This is a genomic window from Cryptosporangium sp. NPDC051539 (assembly GCF_044454545.1).
Classification (GTDB): domain Bacteria; phylum Actinomycetota; class Actinomycetes; order Mycobacteriales; family Cryptosporangiaceae; genus Cryptosporangium.
Genome location: NZ_JBITDV010000004.1, coordinates 497,065 through 512,643, shown reverse-complemented (window position 1 = coordinate 512,643; position 15,579 = coordinate 497,065). Strand labels below are relative to the sequence as shown.

General features: G+C 71.3%; 13 protein-coding genes. 10 read left to right on the top strand and 3 right to left on the bottom strand.

What is annotated here, in order from left to right:
* The first annotated feature begins 35 nt into the window (after positions 1-35).
* From mtrA to hpf, 5 genes are all read left to right on the top strand, one after another.
* A complete protein-coding gene (gene mtrA / locus ACIBZJ_RS16040; protein ID WP_395930022.1) occupies positions 36-725 on the top strand; it encodes an MtrAB system response regulator MtrA in 690 nt (229 codons plus the stop codon).
* Between the two features lie 56 nt (positions 726-781).
* Positions 782-2,482, top strand: coding sequence for an MtrAB system histidine kinase MtrB (gene mtrB / locus ACIBZJ_RS16035; RefSeq protein ID WP_395930020.1), 1,701 nt, complete (start codon positions 782-784; stop codon positions 2,480-2,482).
* On the top strand, positions 2,475-4,262 hold the full coding sequence (locus tag ACIBZJ_RS16030) for an LpqB family beta-propeller domain-containing protein (RefSeq protein ID WP_395930018.1): 1,788 nt from the start codon (positions 2,475-2,477) through the stop codon (positions 4,260-4,262). Before mtrB ends, ACIBZJ_RS16030 begins: the two co-directional genes overlap by 8 nt.
* A 75-nt stretch (positions 4,263-4,337) precedes the next feature.
* Positions 4,338-5,054, top strand: coding sequence for a ComF family protein (locus tag ACIBZJ_RS16025; RefSeq protein ID WP_395930016.1), 717 nt, complete (start codon positions 4,338-4,340; stop codon positions 5,052-5,054).
* Between the two features lie 355 nt (positions 5,055-5,409).
* Entirely contained in the window at positions 5,410-6,048 is a 639-nt protein-coding gene (gene hpf / locus ACIBZJ_RS16020) for a ribosome hibernation-promoting factor, HPF/YfiA family (RefSeq protein ID WP_395930014.1), read from the top strand.
* An 83-nt stretch (positions 6,049-6,131) separates the two neighbouring features.
* Here hpf and ACIBZJ_RS16015 read toward each other — a convergent pair whose 3' ends face one another.
* Positions 6,132-6,680: a GNAT family N-acetyltransferase gene (locus ACIBZJ_RS16015; RefSeq protein WP_395930012.1), complete on the bottom strand. Its 549-nt coding sequence runs from the start codon at positions 6,678-6,680 to the stop codon at positions 6,132-6,134.
* 246 nt (positions 6,681-6,926) lie between these two features.
* Between ACIBZJ_RS16015 and secA the strand changes: the two genes are divergently transcribed.
* Together secA and ACIBZJ_RS16005 are read left to right on the top strand one after the other, a co-directional pair.
* A complete protein-coding gene (gene secA, locus ACIBZJ_RS16010) occupies positions 6,927-9,800 on the top strand; it encodes a preprotein translocase subunit SecA (protein WP_395930010.1) in 2,874 nt (957 codons plus the stop codon).
* A 122-nt stretch (positions 9,801-9,922) separates the two neighbouring features.
* Positions 9,923-11,236 (top strand): hemolysin family protein, encoded by a 1,314-nt coding sequence (locus ACIBZJ_RS16005; protein WP_395930008.1) that lies wholly within the window; start codon positions 9,923-9,925, stop codon positions 11,234-11,236.
* A gap of 22 nt (positions 11,237-11,258) precedes the next feature.
* Here the strand turns inward: ACIBZJ_RS16005 and ACIBZJ_RS16000 are convergent, their stop codons facing one another.
* Positions 11,259-11,798 (bottom strand): Rv3235 family protein, encoded by a 540-nt coding sequence (locus ACIBZJ_RS16000; protein ID WP_395930006.1) that lies wholly within the window; start codon positions 11,796-11,798, stop codon positions 11,259-11,261.
* A gap of 138 nt (positions 11,799-11,936) precedes the next feature.
* On the opposite strand from ACIBZJ_RS16000, the gene ACIBZJ_RS15995 reads away from it, so the two are divergent.
* Entirely contained in the window at positions 11,937-12,491 is a 555-nt protein-coding gene (locus ACIBZJ_RS15995) for a hypothetical protein (RefSeq protein WP_395930004.1), read from the top strand.
* On the opposite strand, the gene ACIBZJ_RS15990 is transcribed toward ACIBZJ_RS15995, so the two are convergent.
* Positions 12,481-12,729, bottom strand: coding sequence for a helix-turn-helix domain-containing protein (locus tag ACIBZJ_RS15990; RefSeq protein ID WP_395930002.1), 249 nt, complete (start codon positions 12,727-12,729; stop codon positions 12,481-12,483). The genes ACIBZJ_RS15995 and ACIBZJ_RS15990 overlap by 11 nt on opposite strands.
* Before the next feature lie 211 nt (positions 12,730-12,940).
* Here ACIBZJ_RS15990 and ACIBZJ_RS15985 point away from each other — a divergent pair, with 211 nt between their 5' ends.
* Both ACIBZJ_RS15985 and ACIBZJ_RS15980 read left to right on the top strand, forming a co-directional pair.
* Positions 12,941-13,849 carry a flagellar biosynthesis protein FlgA gene (locus ACIBZJ_RS15985; RefSeq protein ID WP_395930000.1) on the top strand — a complete coding sequence of 303 codons (909 nt, stop codon included), beginning with the start codon at positions 12,941-12,943 and terminating at the stop codon, positions 13,847-13,849.
* The gene (locus ACIBZJ_RS15980) at positions 13,846-15,525 is read left to right on the top strand and encodes a CpaE family protein (RefSeq protein ID WP_395929998.1); all 1,680 of its coding nucleotides are present in this window, start codon (positions 13,846-13,848) and stop codon (positions 15,523-15,525) included. The genes ACIBZJ_RS15985 and ACIBZJ_RS15980 overlap by 4 nt, the downstream gene beginning before the upstream one ends.
* Positions 15,526-15,579: the final 54 nt, after the last annotated feature.

The following is a 15,579-nucleotide window of genomic DNA, read 5'->3' as shown; positions in this document are numbered from 1 at the left end:
GGCAACTTGTTCCGGAGAGTGGCACCCTGTGGGGCATGAGAGCGCGTGTGCTGGTGGTCGACGACGATCCTGCCCTGGCCGAGATGCTCGGAATCGTGCTACGCGGTGAGGGTTTCGCCCCTTCGTTCGTTGCGGACGGTGAGGCGGCCCTGACCGTTTTCCGGGAAACCCGACCAGATCTGGTCCTGCTCGATCTCATGCTCCCGGGCATGAGCGGGCTGGACGTCTGCCGAGCGGTACGGGCCGAATCCGGCGTACCGATCGTGATGCTGACGGCCAAGAGTGACACCGTCGACGTGGTGCTGGGGCTGGAATCCGGCGCGGACGACTACGTCGTCAAGCCGTTCAAGCCCAAGGAACTGGTGGCCCGTGTCCGGGCCCGGTTGCGGCGCGGGGAGGAGGCACCGCCCGAGTCGCTGACGATCGGGCCGCCGCACTCCCAGGTGGAGATCGACGTCCCCGGCCACTCGGTGACCCGCGAGGGCAACCCGATCGCGCTGACGCCGCTGGAGTTCGACCTGCTGGTCGCGCTCGCCCGCAAACCGCGTCAGGTGTTCACCCGCGAGGTCCTGCTCGAGCAGGTCTGGGGTTACCGGCACGCCGCCGACACCCGGCTGGTCAACGTCCACGTCCAGCGTCTGCGGGCGAAGGTCGAGCGCGACCCCGAGCACCCCGAGGTGGTGCTCACGGTCCGGGGCGTCGGGTACAAAGCGGGTACCGGGTGAGGAAAGTAGTACCCCGGAGCTGGTTCCCGCGTGCCGCCCGGGCGGCACGCTGGCTGATGGCGCGAGTGCTCGCCCGCTGGCGGCGTTCGCTCCAGCTGCGGGTGGTCGCGAGCACGCTGATCGCGAGCAGCATCGTGACCGTCGCACTCGGCTTGTTCGTCGTCCACCGGGTGACCGACGGGCTGGTGGCGGCCGAGAAGGAACAGGCGCTGGCCCAGCTGGCCAGCGGTGCGAACTACCTCGGCGGTGAGCTCTCCGAGCTCAACGGCCCGGACGACCCCGAACTGGACAACGCGCTCCGGCTCGCCGCGGCGAACCTCTCCGCGCGCGGTGCGCGCAGCGCCGACTTCGCGGTCGCCGTGCAGCAGACCGAGAACGCGCGGCTCCCGGCCAAGTACGTCCCCCGCTACGACGCCGGCGACGTGCGGCCTCCGGTCGCGCTCGCGCGGTTGATCGTCTCCGGTGAGCAGCGCGGATACGAGTTCACCCGTACCTCGGTCGACGACGGCCCGTCCCGCCCGTTCCTGGTCGCGGCGGCGCCGGTCGACACCAAGGCCGGCCGGTTCGACCTCTACTACTACTTCCCGCTGGACGACCAGGTCGCGACCGTGAGCCTGGTGCAGAACTCGCTGACCGCGATCGGTGCGCTGCTGTTGCTGCTGCTCGCCGCGATCGCCGGGATCGTGACCCGGCAGGTCGTGACGCCGGTGCGGGTCGCCGCCCGTACCGCCGAACGGCTCTCGGCCGGCCTGCTCGAGGAACGGATGGTCGTCCGCGGCGAGGACGAGCTGGCCCGGCTGGCGCACTCCTTCAACCAGATGGCCGCGAACCTGCAGCGGCAGATCGTCCAGCTCGAGAACCTGTCCCGGCTGCAGCAGCGGTTCACGTCCGACGTCTCACACGAGCTGCGGACGCCACTGACCACGGTCCGGATGGCCGCCGACGTCATCCAGATGTCCGCCGACACGTTCCCGCCCGCGCTCGCCCGTTCGACCGAGCTGCTCTCGGCCGAGGTCGACCGGTTCGAGTCGCTGCTCAACGACCTGCTGGAGATCAGCCGCTACGACAGCGGCGCCGCGGTGCTGGAACCGGAGGACACCGACGTCCGGACGCTGGTGACCCGCACCGTCGACGGGCTGAGCCAGCTCGCGGGCCGGATCGGGTCGACGCTGGAGGTGGTGATGCCCGACGAGCCGGTCATCGCCGAGGTCGACCCGCGCCGCGTCGAGCGGATCCTGCGCAACCTGGTCGGCAACGCGATCGAGCACGGCGAGGGCCAGCCGGTCCGGATCACGCTGGACAGCGACGCCGAGGCGGTCGCGATCACGGTCCGGGACTACGGCGTCGGGTTGCGTCCGGGGGAGGCGCAGGCGGTCTTCGACCGCTTCTGGCGGGCCGACCCGTCCCGCGCCCGGCAGACCGGTGGCACCGGGCTGGGGCTCTCGATCAGCCGTGAGGACGCCCGGCTGCACGACGGTTGGCTGCAGGTGTGGGGCTGGCCCGGCCTGGGCGCCCAGTTCCGGCTGACGCTCCCGTCGCACCGGGGCGTGCGGCTGACGTCGGCGCCGCTGCCGCTGGCTCCCGCCGACGCGGGCACCCGGTACCCGCGGGCCATCGAGGGCCCACGGATCGAGGGGTCGAGGACCGAGCCGGTGATTCCGCACCCGGCCGACGCGCCGGCCGGACCCGATCTTGATGCCGGGCCCGACGTGCCGGTACCCCCCGATGTGGAGGCCGAGGTGGGCCGCCGTGGTTAGGCCGGGGGTGCTGACGCTCGCCGTGGTCGCGCTGCTCTCGACTGCGCTGGTCGGCTGCGCGCACGTGCCCGACAGCGGGCCGGCCGTGCCGATCGCGATCCCGGGCGCCTCGCAGAGCAGCGAAGCCGAGCTCGGCAGTGTGAACACGCAGCTCCCTGACCCCACCGACGACGCCGAGAAGTCCGTCGGCGCGTACGTCAGCGCGCTGGTGAACACCCGGAATCCGGTGTCGCTGGGCGACAAGTACCTGGCCGCCCAGACCCGCAACGCGTTCAACCAGAACCCGTCGACGGTGGTCGTGCGCGGCGACATCCAGACCGCGGTGGCGCCTGCCCTGAACGGCAGCGACGCGACGACGGCCACGTTCCGGGCCGAGCTGGTCGGCACCGTCGACAGCGGCGGCATCTTCCGCGAGCAGGAGAACCCGGACTGGCAGGTCCAGGTCCGGATCGTCAAGGTCAAAGGCGTGTGGCTGTTCGCGGAACCGCCGCCGATCATCGTCACCGCCGACCGGTTCAAGGACTCGTTCCCGCCGTACACCGTGTACTACGCGGCCGCGCCGAGTGCGATCACCGGTACGAACCCCCGGCTGGTCGTCCCCGAGATCCGGTACGTGAACGAAGACATCGGCAGCCAGCCGAACCAGATCGTCGACTTCGTGCTGTCGGGGCCGTCCACCGAGCTCAGCCGCGTCGCCCAGAACCCGATGGAGAAGATCAAGCGGACCCGGCGGGTCGCGTTCGAGAACGGCGACCTGATCATCGAGTTGGAGCCCGAGGCCGAGTCGGTGGACAAGGACGCGCTCAACGCGTTCGTCGCCGAGGTCGGCTGGTCGCTCAGCAGCTCGTTCCAGGGTGCGGTGCGGCTGCTCGTCGGTGGTCGTCCGCTCGACGTCAAGGGGTTCTCGGCCACCCAGCCGCAATCGCTCTGGCGGCGTTACAACCCGGCGGTGGTCAACCGGAACCTGCCGTCGTTCTACGTCAAGAACGGCGCCGTGCAGATCCTGTCCCCGGCGGGCGCGGTCGATCCGGATCGGCCGAAACTCAAGCGGCCGGTCGTCATGAAGGGCGTGCACTCGGCGGCCGTCTCGCTCGATCTGACCCGGATGGCGGTCGTGCGCGACGAACCGGGCGGCGGGCAGCGGCTCTGGATCGCCGACGCGACCGGGTTCCTGCAGCCGACGCTGCGGGCGCCGGAGATCGGCCGCCCGTCCTGGGGAGGTGGCCGGGCGACGGTCGCGGTTCCGATCGACGGCCGGGTCTACCAGGTCGGCGTCGGCAACGCGGCCCATCCGACCGAGATCCGGGTGGTCGCGCCGGGCGGCAGCCGGCTCACCGACGTCACCTCGTTCCGGCTCTCGCTGGACGGGGTCCGCGCGTTGCTGATCAACGGCACCGGCAGCTCGGCCCGGCTGTACTACGGCACGCTGACCGGTTCGACCGGCGGCGCGCTGGTGCTGACCGTGCGGGAGCTGCAGGTCGACGGGGTGCCGCGGGACGTGTCCTGGCGTGACCTGGTGACCGCCGCGGTACCGGTCGAGCGGGCCAACGGGCGGATCTCGCTGGTGATCGCACCGGTCGACGGGGCACCCGCGCGCTCGCAGCAGTCGTCCGACCGTTCCGCGCCGTATCCGACGACCGTGCGGGTGACCGCGGATCCGACCGCCAACCCGGAGAGCGCGGTGCCGCTCGAGGTCGGCGGGAAGATCGTCGACCTGAGCGTGAACAGCCGCCCGGAGAACCCCGACCGGCCCGGCTCGGCGCCGTTCTACCCCGGTTAGCCGGTTGTCCACAGCGGCTGACCGGTGGTCCACAGGGGCTTACCGGACGCCGTCGCGGCGGAGCACTGTGGCCGCATGCTCGATGCGGTGCTCGATCTGGTCCTGCCGGTGCGGTGCGTGGGCTGCGGCGGCGATCGCGGGCCGCTGTGCCCGCCGTGCGCGCTCGCGGTGCAGAGCACGGTCGCGCTGGCGGTGCCGCCGGGCGACCGCTCCGGCGGGGGCGAGCCGGCCGTGTGCGTCGCGTCCGGGCCCTACGGCGGGGCGCTGCGGGCGGCGCTGATCGCCTACAAGGAACGCGGACGCCGTTCGCTGGCGGCGTTCCTGGGCGCCCGCCTGGCCGTCGCGGTGGCGGCCGGGTCCGGGGGCGGTCGGCTGCTGCTGGTTCCGGTGCCGTCGTCACCCGCCGCGATCCGCGCCCGCGGTGGCGACCACGTCCTGCGCCTGGCCCGGCACGCCGCCGTGACGTTGCGTTCCCAGGGTGTGGAGGTGATGGCAGCCCCTTTGCTCACCCAGCGTCGCACTCCGGCAGATTCGGTGGGATTGACCGCTACGGAACGTCGCGAGAACATCGCGGGCGCGTTCGGGGTCGCCCGTACCCGTCCGGCGGCCCGCGCGCGGCAGCGCCGGGGGAGCGCCATCGTGCTCGTCGACGACATCGTGACCACGGGCGCGACGCTCACCGAGGCGGCTCGGGCGGTGTCCGGTCGTGGGCTGCCGGTATTGGCCGCCGCGGTGGTCGCGGCGACGTCCCGGCGAGGGTCTCCAGGGCCGACCGCCCGTCACTTTCGGTAGCTCCATGGTTGCGCAGCGGGTGCAGTCCGCCCGGCGTGGGTGTCGCCACGCCCGGTGTCTGTTTCCATTCTGAGGGAAGACAAAAGTCGGTCACCAGGCGTAACAAGCATACGGTTTCCCCAAACGGGATGTTTTGGTCGGAGTGGAGGGGTGACTACTCCTACCCGGAGGGGTTAGCGTCAGGTTCCACCGCAGTTCTCACCCTGAACAGATGGAAGTCATCGAGGGGAGGTTGCCGCTTACCGGTTTCCCTCCCGCCCTGTGAACAGGGCCCGTCAGGGTTGACCGGTACCTCGCAAATGAAGCCGCCCGGCGTAGGGCCGGCTGACCAGTTCGCGGAAGCGTGGAGGTACGTGTGGACATCGTCGTCAAGGGTCGAAACGTCGAGGTGCCCGATCACTACCGGCAGCACGTCGGTGAGAAGATCTCGCGGATCGAGCGCTACGACCAGAAGTTGATTCGTATCGACGTCGAACTGTTCCACGAGCCGAACCGCAGGCAGGCGCAGACCTGCCAGCGGGTCGAGATCACCGTGAAGACGCGGGGCCCGATGATTCGCAGCGAAGCCTGCGCGGCGGATTTCTATTCCGCATTGGACCTCGCGATGACGAAACTGGAGAACCGTCTCCGGCGCGCGGCTGACCGCCGGCGCGTCCACCACGGTCGTCGCACTCCCGTCTCGGTCGCCTCGGCGATGGCGGAAGTGACCGTGGAGAACTCCGTGCTCCCGGCATCCTCGTGGGTGTCACCCAATGGCTCGGAGCAGCCGGTAGAGGCAGCGGTCGCCGTCATCGACGAGTGGGAGGACGGTCCCTGCCGGATCGTCCGCACCAAGGAGCACCCGGGCGAGCCGATGACCGTCGACGACGCGCTCTTCGAGATGGAACTCGTCGGGCACGACTTCTACCTCTTCAACGACAAGGACACCGGCCGCCCCAGCGTCGTGTACCGCCGCAAAGGCTACGACTACGGCGTCATCGCCCTGGGGATCTAGCGGCACCTACCATCGGACGCCCGGCGCGCCGCGCCGGGCGTTCGTGCGTGTCCGGGCCACACGGCGGGACGGGGCGGCGCAGATCAAGACTTGAGGTCCGAGGGCAGCAGGGAACCGATCCAGGCGTCGGCGCGGGAGCCGTCCCGGGTGCGGATCCGGTCACGCAGCACCCCCTCGACGGTGAAGCCGGCGTGCTCGGCGACAGCACGGGAGCCGGTGTTGCCGACCTCGGCCAGCCAGGTCAGCCGCTTGACCCCCAGCTCACCGAACGCCCAGCGCGCGACCGCGAGCGTCGCGACGGTGGCGACTCCCCGCCGGCGCGCCCAGGGTGCGACCCAGTAGCCGACCTCGGCGAGCCCTTCCGGGAGGTCCATCGAGACCAGCCCGACGGTGCCGAGCCCCTCGCCGCTCAGCGCGTCGAAGACCCCGAACGGTGCCGCGCGCCCGGACGCCCACGACTGCGACACGTGCTCGGTCACGTACCCGACCGCGTCGTCGAGCCGGTACGGCGTCGGAACCCTCGTCCAGCGCTGGATCGCCGGGTCCTGGCACGCGCGGTACACCCAGTCGGCATCGACGTCCCGGCACGGCCGGAGCACGAAACGCCCGGAGGCGATCTCCACGGTGTCCACCAGGTCATCCTGGCTGGTCCGCCGGTTTTCGGCACCAACGTGTTCGGCTCAAACGTGGAAATCTTCGGCAAACTGCCCGGGCCGGACTATTGTTCGGGGCCGGTAACCGCCCGTGAGGAATCGAGGTTGCCGCTCCCGGGAACCGTCTGCCCCCCGCTGCGGTTTACTTGGGGGGAGGCCGTGCCCCGACCGGTGGACGGCCGGCCGCGTAGCGCGGGAGGCCCGTCGCCTCCGACCGCGCCTACGATGGCGGTAGGACATCCGAGGGAGCTGACCGAACCCGTGATCTTCGAGAAGATCCTCCGCGCCGGTGAGGGGCGGATCATTCGCCGTCTCAAGGCGATCGCCGACACCGTGAACTCGATCGAGGACGAGTACACGGATCTGACGGACGCGGAACTCCGCGAGCAGACTGACCAGTTCAAGGAGAGGTACGCGGACGGCCAGTCGCTCGACGACCTGCTCCCCGAGGCCTTCGCGGTCGCCCGCGAAGGCGCGAAACGCGTGCTGGGCCAGCGTCATTACGACGTCCAGCTGATGGGCGGTGCGGCACTTCACCTGGGCAACATCGCCGAGATGAAGACCGGTGAGGGCAAGACCCTCACCTGTGTGCTGCCCGCGTACCTCAACGCGCTCGCCGGTGAGGGCGTCCACGTCGTCACGGTGAACGACTACCTGGCCCAGCGCGACGCCGAGTGGATGGGCCGGGTGCACAAGTTCCTCGGTCTCGAGGTCGGCGTCATCCTGCCGAACGCGCTGCCGGGGGCACACAAGGCCGCGTACGACTGCGACATCACCTACGGCACGAACAACGAGTTCGGCTTCGACTACCTGCGCGACAACATGGCCGGCACCGACCAGGAACTGGTCCAGCGCGGCCACTTCTTCGCGGTCGTCGACGAGGTCGACTCGATCCTGATCGACGAGGCCCGGACGCCGCTGATCATCTCCGGCCCGGCCGAACAGTCGGCGCGCTGGTACACCGAGTTCGCGCGGATCGTGCCGCGGCTGCGCCGCGAGCGCGACTACGAGGTCGACGAGGGCAAGCGCACGGTCGGCATCAGCGAAGAGGGCGTCGAGAAGGTCGAAGACCAGCTCGGCATCGAGAACCTCTACGAGGCGATCAACACGCCGCTGATCGGCTACCTGCAGAACGCGCTGAAGGCCAAGGAGCTCTTCAAAAAAGACAAGGACTACATCGTCGTCGACGGTGAGGTCCTGATCGTCGACGAGTTCACCGGTCGCGTCCTGCACGGCCGCCGCTACAGCGAGGGCATGCACCAGGCCATCGAGGCCAAAGAAGGCGTGAACATCAAGGACGAGAACCAGACTCTCGCCACGATCACGCTGCAGAACTACTTCCGCCTCTACGACAAGCTCGGCGGCATGACCGGTACGGCCATGACCGAGGCGGCCGAATTCCAGAAGACGTACAAGGTCGGCGTCGTGCCGATCCCGACCCACCGGGACATGGTCCGCAAGGACCGGCCGGACGTCGTCTACAAGACCGAGACCGCGAAGTTCGAGGCCGTCGTCGAAGACATCGCCGAGCGGCACGCCAACGGCCAGCCCATCCTGGTCGGCACGACCAGCGTCGAGAAGTCCGAGCTGCTCTCGACGATGCTCGGCCGTCGCGGCATCCGGCACGAGGTGCTGAACGCGAAGAACCACGCGCGTGAGGCCGAGATCATCGCCCAGGCCGGTCGCGAGAGCGCGGTCACGGTCGCGACGAACATGGCCGGTCGTGGTACCGACATCATGCTCGGCGGCAACCCCGAGTTCCTCGCCGCCGCCGAGCTGCGCAACGCCGGTCACACGCCGGAGGACGAAGACTGGGACGACCTGCTGGCCACCACGGCCGAGCGGGTCAAGGACGAGGTCGACGAGGAGGCCGACGTCGTCACCGGCGCCGGAGGTCTCTACGTCCTCGGCACCGAGCGGCACGAGTCGCGCCGAATCGACAACCAGCTGCGTGGCCGGTCCGGCCGGCAGGGCGACCCGGGGGAGTCCCGGTTCTACCTCTCGCTCGGCGACGACCTGATGCGGCGCTTCAACTCCGGCGCGGTCGAGGCGATCATGGACCGCCTCAACATCCCGGACGACGTGCCGATCGAGTCGAAGATGGTCAGCAGGCAGATCCAGTCGGCGCAGACGCAGATCGAGCAGCAGAACGCCGAGGCGCGCAAGAACGTCCTCAAGTACGACGAGGTGCTGAACAAGCAGCGCCAGGTCATCTACGCCGAGCGCAAAGAGGTGCTCGACGGTGCCGACCTGCAGGAGCAGCTCCGGCACATGATCGACGACATCGTCGACGCGTACGTCACCGGCCTCACCGCCGACGGCTACGCGGAAGACTGGGACCTCGAGCAGCTGGTCAAGGACCTCGGGCTGCTCTACCCGATCTCGTTCACGGCCGAGTCGCTCGAGGAAGAGGCCGGTGGCCGCGAGGCGATCGACGCCGAGTTCCTCACCGCGAAGCTCAAGGAGGACGCGCAGGAGGCCTACGACCGGCGCGAGAAGGAGCTCGGCACCGAGCTCATGCGCGACGCCGAGCGGCAGATCGTCCTCGCGGTGCTCGACCGCAAGTGGCGCGAGCACCTCTACGAGATGGACTACCTGCAGGAGGGCATCGGCCTGCGCGCGTACGCCCAGCGCGACCCGCTGGTCGAGTACCAGCGCGAGGGCTTCGACCTCTTCAACGGGATGATGGAGGGGATCAAGGAGGAGTCGGTCCGCCTCCTGTTCCACGCCGAGATCCAGACCGAAGAGGCTCCCTCGCCCGACGCTCCGGCCCCGCAGGGTGCGGCCGCCGACGACTCGCCGACGATCGAGGCTCCGCTCGGCCAGCACGCCGAGATCCACGGCCTGGTCCGGCCCCGGACGTCGAACCTCCCGCTGCAGTACAGCTCGCCGACGATCGACGGTGAGGCGGGCACCGGTGGTGGGGTCGCGGTCGCGACCGAGTCGCCGCTGGGTGCGGCGGCCGGTGGTGCCGGTGCGAAGAAGGCCACCGCCCCGGGCCAGAAGGTCGGTGCCGGTCCGTCGCGGAACGCGCCGTGCCCGTGTGGCTCCGGCAAGAAGTACAAGCGCTGCCACGGCGCTCCCGGCGGGCCCGCGTAACGGTTCCGTTTCGAAGGCCGGCCCGGTCCGCCGGGCCGGCCTTTCTTGTTCGGACGCCGTTTGAGCAGCGCAGCCGGGTGGGTAGGCAGGGTTAACAATCGTTCCGGCTCCCGAGAGGAACCATGGACTCCGTCGGTGCCCAGCTGGCACTCGTCGCCCTGCTCGTCCTCGTCAACGCCGCGTTCGCCGGGAGCGAGATCGCGCTGATCTCGTTGCGGGAGAGCCAGTTGCAGCGGCTCACCCGTACCAGTCGTGCGGGGCGCGTGCTCGCCCACCTCGCGCGCGATTCGAACCGCTTCATGGCCACGATCCAGGTCGGCATCACGCTGGCCGGCTTCCTGGCGTCCGCGACCGCGGCGGTGTCGCTGGCGCAACCGCTGGTCGGGGTGCTGGGCTTCTTCGGCGACGCCGCCCGTCCGGTCGCGATCGTCGTCGTGACGATCCTGCTGACGTTCGTCACGCTGGTGTTCGGCGAGCTGGCCCCGAAGCGCATCGCGATGCAGCGGGCCGAGGGGTGGGCGCTGGCGGTGGCGCGTCCGCTGGACCTGCTCGCCACGCTGAGCCGTCCGGCGATCTGGCTGCTCGGCGTCACCACCGACGCGGTCGTGCGGCTGTTCGGCGGCGACCCGGACCGGCAGCGCGAGGAGGTCACCCGGGAAGAGGTCACCGAGATGGTGAGCTCGCACAAGGGCTTCACCCCGTTGCAGCAGACGATGATCGTCGGCGCGCTCGAGGTCGGCGACCGGGTGCTGCGAGAGATCCTGGTGCCCCGCCGGGAGGCGTTCGTGCTGCCCAGCGAGCTGGACGTGCCCCGGGCGCGGCGCGCGCTGGCCGACTCCGGGCACAGCCGGGCTCCGGTGGCCGCGCGCGGTTCGCTGGACGACGTCATCGGCGTGGTGCATCTGCGGGATCTTCTGGACGACTCCTCGGATCTGGTTTCCCGGGCCCGGCAGGTACCGGCGTTGCCGGGCAGCATGCGGGTGCCGGACGCGCTGCGGGAGTTGTCGCTGGCCCGCACCCAGATGGCGCTGGTCGTCGACGAGCACGGTGACATCGACGGCTTGGTGACCGTGGAAGACCTGGTCGAGGAAGTCGTGGGCGAGATCTACGACGAGACCGACAAAGACATCCGGTCGGTCCAGATCGCCGAGGACGGATCGATGGTGCTGCCGGGATCGTTCCCGGTGCACGATCTGATCGACATCGCGATCGAGCTGCCGCACCGGCCGGACGGTGACTACACGACGGTGGCGGGGCTGATCCTGACCGTGCTGGGACGGATCCCGCGCTCGCCGGGCGACGAGGTGACGATCGACCGGTGGGCGTTCGAGGTGCTGGCGGTCCGGCGCCGGGCGATCACCGAGGTGCGGGTGCGGCCGAATCCGACGGCGGGCGTGGAGCCGCGAGAGATCGAGGAGACCGCGGCGGCGGAGTGAGGGTCCGCGCGCTGGCCGGGGGTCAGAGGATCGTCAGGACCGGGCAGCGCCAGCGGCCGTCGAGGCCCTCCAGGCGTACCGCCACGGCTCGGGTGCGACTGCCTACGTCGGCGAGGACCGTGATCTCGGCGATGCCGTCGGCCGGTTCGCAGAGACGGGTGCGTCCGATCTGAATTCGGGTGCGGGGCCGCCGGTTTCTTCGGACGGTGGTGGCCGGGGCCACCGCGCCGGCCGTGGCGCGGGCCCGCTGGAGCCGGCCCGCGAGGCGCTGGAAAGCCTCCTCGGTCAGGTGCGGGCGGAGTTGCTGCACCGGGCGGCGCCCGCTCAGTACCTCGAGCAGCGCCAGGACGAGCCCGCGGGCGTGGGCCGACGGGTCGGGCAGCGCGTCGCTCGGCGTCGCCTGGGGGCCGAACGACACCCCGGCCGAGCGGGAGCGCCGGTCTCGCCCGGGAGGGAACGGCAGCTCCGGAGGGGCTGAGCGGATGTGGGCGGCCGATGGACGGAGCAGCGCCACGGCCGGCGGTTCGAGCGCGGGCGGGCGAATGATGACGGGCACTTGCACGGGCTCCTCCTCACTTCTTCTGAGTTTGCTTTCGTTTGCATTCAGGAGACGGCCGGAAGGTAGCGTTGCGCAAGCAGTTGATCGCGGATTGTGGACAAGTTCGGACCGGCAAGGTCCCGGGTGGGACACAGTGGAGCGGTGGACGACCGGTGGGAGTTCCTGTTCGCCGATGCCGAGGCCCAGTTCGCCGCGCTTCGCCGGGACGAGATGACGGCGGAGGCCGCCGACCGGGCCCGGCGGGAGTTCGCGTTCGTCGAGCTGGCCGACCGGCTGCGCGGCGCGGTCGGTGAGCGGCTCGAGGTGTGGCTGGAGACGGAGCCGGTGACCGGGGTACTGGAGCGCGTGGGTCCGGACTGGATCGCGCTGGCGCCGGAGGTGCTCGTCCCGCTGGCGGGCGTCGTGGCGGTGACGGGCCTGTCGTCGAGGACGTTCGCCGGTGAGGTGGGCGCGGTGGAGGCTCGGACGGATCTGCGGTTCCTGCTCCGGCGGCTGGCTCGGGATCGCACATCGGTCCGGCTGGCTCTGCGGGGAGGGAAATCGTTGTCGGGGACCGTCGACCGCGTCGGACGCGACTTCCTCGAGCTCGCCGAACACGCCGGATCCGAGCCGAGACGCACGAAAGCCGTCCGCGCGGTGCGCACTGTGCCGTTGGCCGCGCTGATGGCCGTTCACACACGCGCCGCTAGCTGCTGACCTCCTCCTCCTGCGGGTCGGTGTAGGTGAACGGGTGGGTGCGGACGAAGTCCTTGGTTTCCTTGTACATCCGCTCGATGTACCGCTCGAGCTCGGCCCGCTCGACCCGCCACTGACCCCGGCCGCCGATCTTGATGGCCGGGAGGTCGCCCGAGCGCACCAGCGCGTAGGTCTGTGACGACGAGATGTTCAGAATCTCGGCGACATCGGAGAGCTGCAGAAATCGATCGGTCGCCATGTCACCTCCCACTGCCCCTCTTGAGTTTGCCATTGCGGCGGTAGCTCCGTTCTGGACGGTCCACAGCGATCTCACAACGATGTTTCGCGGTGCGAACCGGTTCGACGCCGACTGTGGACAAACGAGGTGCGGTCTGATCGGGATGCGAGACGATAGGACCCCCTAGTCGCCTCGATCGGCCCGGATAAACGCCACACGGTGAGGTATTCCGATGTCCGCTCCGGTGTCACCGCAGGCTGCCCGTCGGCGTGTCCCTTCGTGGCTCGATCTCCGGTTCCTTCTCGGCGTCCTGCTGGTCGTGGTGTCGGTCGTGGGCGGGGCCCGGTTGTTCGCGGCGGCGGACGACACGGTGCGGGTGTGGGCGGTGGGGAGTGATCTCGCCGCGGGCACGATCCTGCGGGCCGACGACCTGGTGCGGGTGCGGGTGCGGCTGCCGGAGAGTTCGGGGCGGTATCTGGCGGCGAGCGGTGCGGGGCCGGTGGGCCGGCCGCTGTCGCGGGACGTCGGAGCGGGGGAGCTGTTGCCGCGGGCCGCGGTGGCGGGCCGGGTGTGCGGCAGCGAGGTGAGCGTGCCGGTGAACGCGCAGCACGCGCCGGCGACGCTCCGGCGCGGGGTGCGGGTGGACGTGTTCGCGACGCCCCGGGGCGGCGCGACCGTACGGGTGCTGGCGGCGGCGACCGTGCAGGGGATGGATCGGGGGTCGGGGCTCGGCGGGGGCTGGGCGCTGGTGGTGAGGGTGCCCGACACGGTGGCGCCGGTCGTGGTGCGGGCGGTGCGCACGGCCGACCTCGACGTGGTCACGGTCACCGGCCGCCCGCCGGACCCTCCCTGCGGCGAACCGTCGCCGTCCGAACCGTCGCCGTCCGGGCCTTTGCCGTCCGGGCTCCCATCGTCTGGGCCGCCGCTGTCCGGGCCGTCGCCGTCGGCGGCGGGGACGCCGTCGGCGGGTGGGCCGCCGTTTCCCTCGGCGTCGGGTGGCCCGGTCCCCGGGGAGACCGGGGTGGCGGGCCCGCCCGGGTCGAGCCTGCCCAGGTCGGGCCTACCCAGGTCGGGGACGCCCGGGTCGGGCACGGCTGAGGGTGGCGCGCCCGACGAGGCGGCCTCGGGAGCGGGCGGATGAGTCTTCCGGTGCTGACCGTGGTGACCGAGGGGAGCGCCTGGGAGGCGTCGCTCGTCGCGGCCTGGGGGGCTCCGCACTCGGGGGTCAGCGTGGTCCGGCGGTGCACCGGGCCGGCCGATCTGCTCGCGGTCGCGTCGACCGGGATCGCGGCCGCGGTGGTCGTGCCCGCCGACCTGCCACACCTCGACCGCCCGTTGCTGACCCGGCTGACCGCGTCCGGCGTCGCGGTGGTGGGCCTGGTCGATCCGGACGACGGCGAGTCCCGTGACCGCCTCCGTGCGCTGGGCATCGCCTACGTGCTGCCTACCGACGCGTCGCCGCCGGCTGTAGCCGCCGCGCTGAGGGCCGCCACCGGCCGCCTCACCCGAGCGGCACCGGGTCACGGCCGCTCCGCCGACGCCGAGGCCTCCCGCTGGCCGCAACGGTCTCCCGGCCTGCACACCGCCGAAACGTCCGACCGACCCGCGCTCCCCGGCCACTCCGCGGCCCAGCCTTCCGCGGCCCAGCCTTCCGACGGCGGGCCGCTCGGGTCGAGTATCGACCGTGCCGCTCAGCGCCCGCCCGCCGCGCCCCCGCCCGGCACGGTCGCGCCCCCGCCGGGCACGGTTGCGGGCCCGCCCGGGACGGTTGCTGCTCCGCCCGGCAGGGTCGCGCCCCCGCCGGGCACGGTTGTGGGCCCGCCGGGCACGGTCGCGCCCCCTCCCGGCACGGTTGCAGGCCCTCCCGGCAGGGTTGTGGGCCCGCCCGGCACGGCCGCGCCCCCGCCGGGCACGGTCGCGCCCCCTCCCGGCACGGTTGTGGGCCCGCCCGGCACGGCTACGGCTCCTCCGGGGGGCGGGGCGCGCGGCCGGGTCGTGGCGGTCTGGGGACCGACCGGGGCGCCGGGCCGCACGACCGTGGCCGTCGGCCTCGCCGACGAGTGCGCGCGGCTGGGCGTCCGGACCATGCTCGTGGACGCCGACACCTACGGCGGGGTGGTCGCGCAGCACCTCGGCCTGCTCGACGAGGCCGCCGGGCTCGCCTCCGCCGCGAGGCTCGCCGACACCGGACGGCTCGACACCACGAGCCTCGCCGCCGTGGCCCGCGCCCTCACCCCGCACCTGCGGGTCCTGACCGGCATCAGCCGTGCCGACCGGTGGCCGGAGATCACGCCGGGCGCCGTCGCCGACCTCCTCGACCAGGCCCGCGACCTCTGCGCGCTCACGATCGTCGACACCGGCTTCTGTCTCGAGCAAGACGAGGAACTGGTCTTCGACACGGCCGCCCCGCGCCGCAACGGCGCCACGCTCACCGCGATCGAGGAGGCCGACACCCTCCTGGCGATCGGCTCCGCCGACCCGGTGGGCCTGCACCGCCTGGTCCGCGGCCTGGCGTCGCTCAAAGAGGTGGTCCCCACCGCCGAACCGATCGTCGTCGTCAACCGGCTCCGCCGCGGCCCGATCCCGCACGACCCCGCCGCGAGCATCGACACCGCGCTGCGGCGATTCGCCGGTATCGACGGCGTCCGTACGCTCCCGTACGACCTCTCGGCCACCGACCGGGCACTCGCCGAAGGCCGCACGCTGGCCGAAATCGCCGAGAAATCACCGCTTCGTCGGGCTCTCTCGACCCTCGCGTTATTCCTGATCGGTGCAGCAGAGGTGCATACCCCAAGAAATCTGGGTACTGGCCGGTAACCCGTGTCACGATGGCGATGTCATCGGTGTCACATCGTCGTAACACCGCAGGCG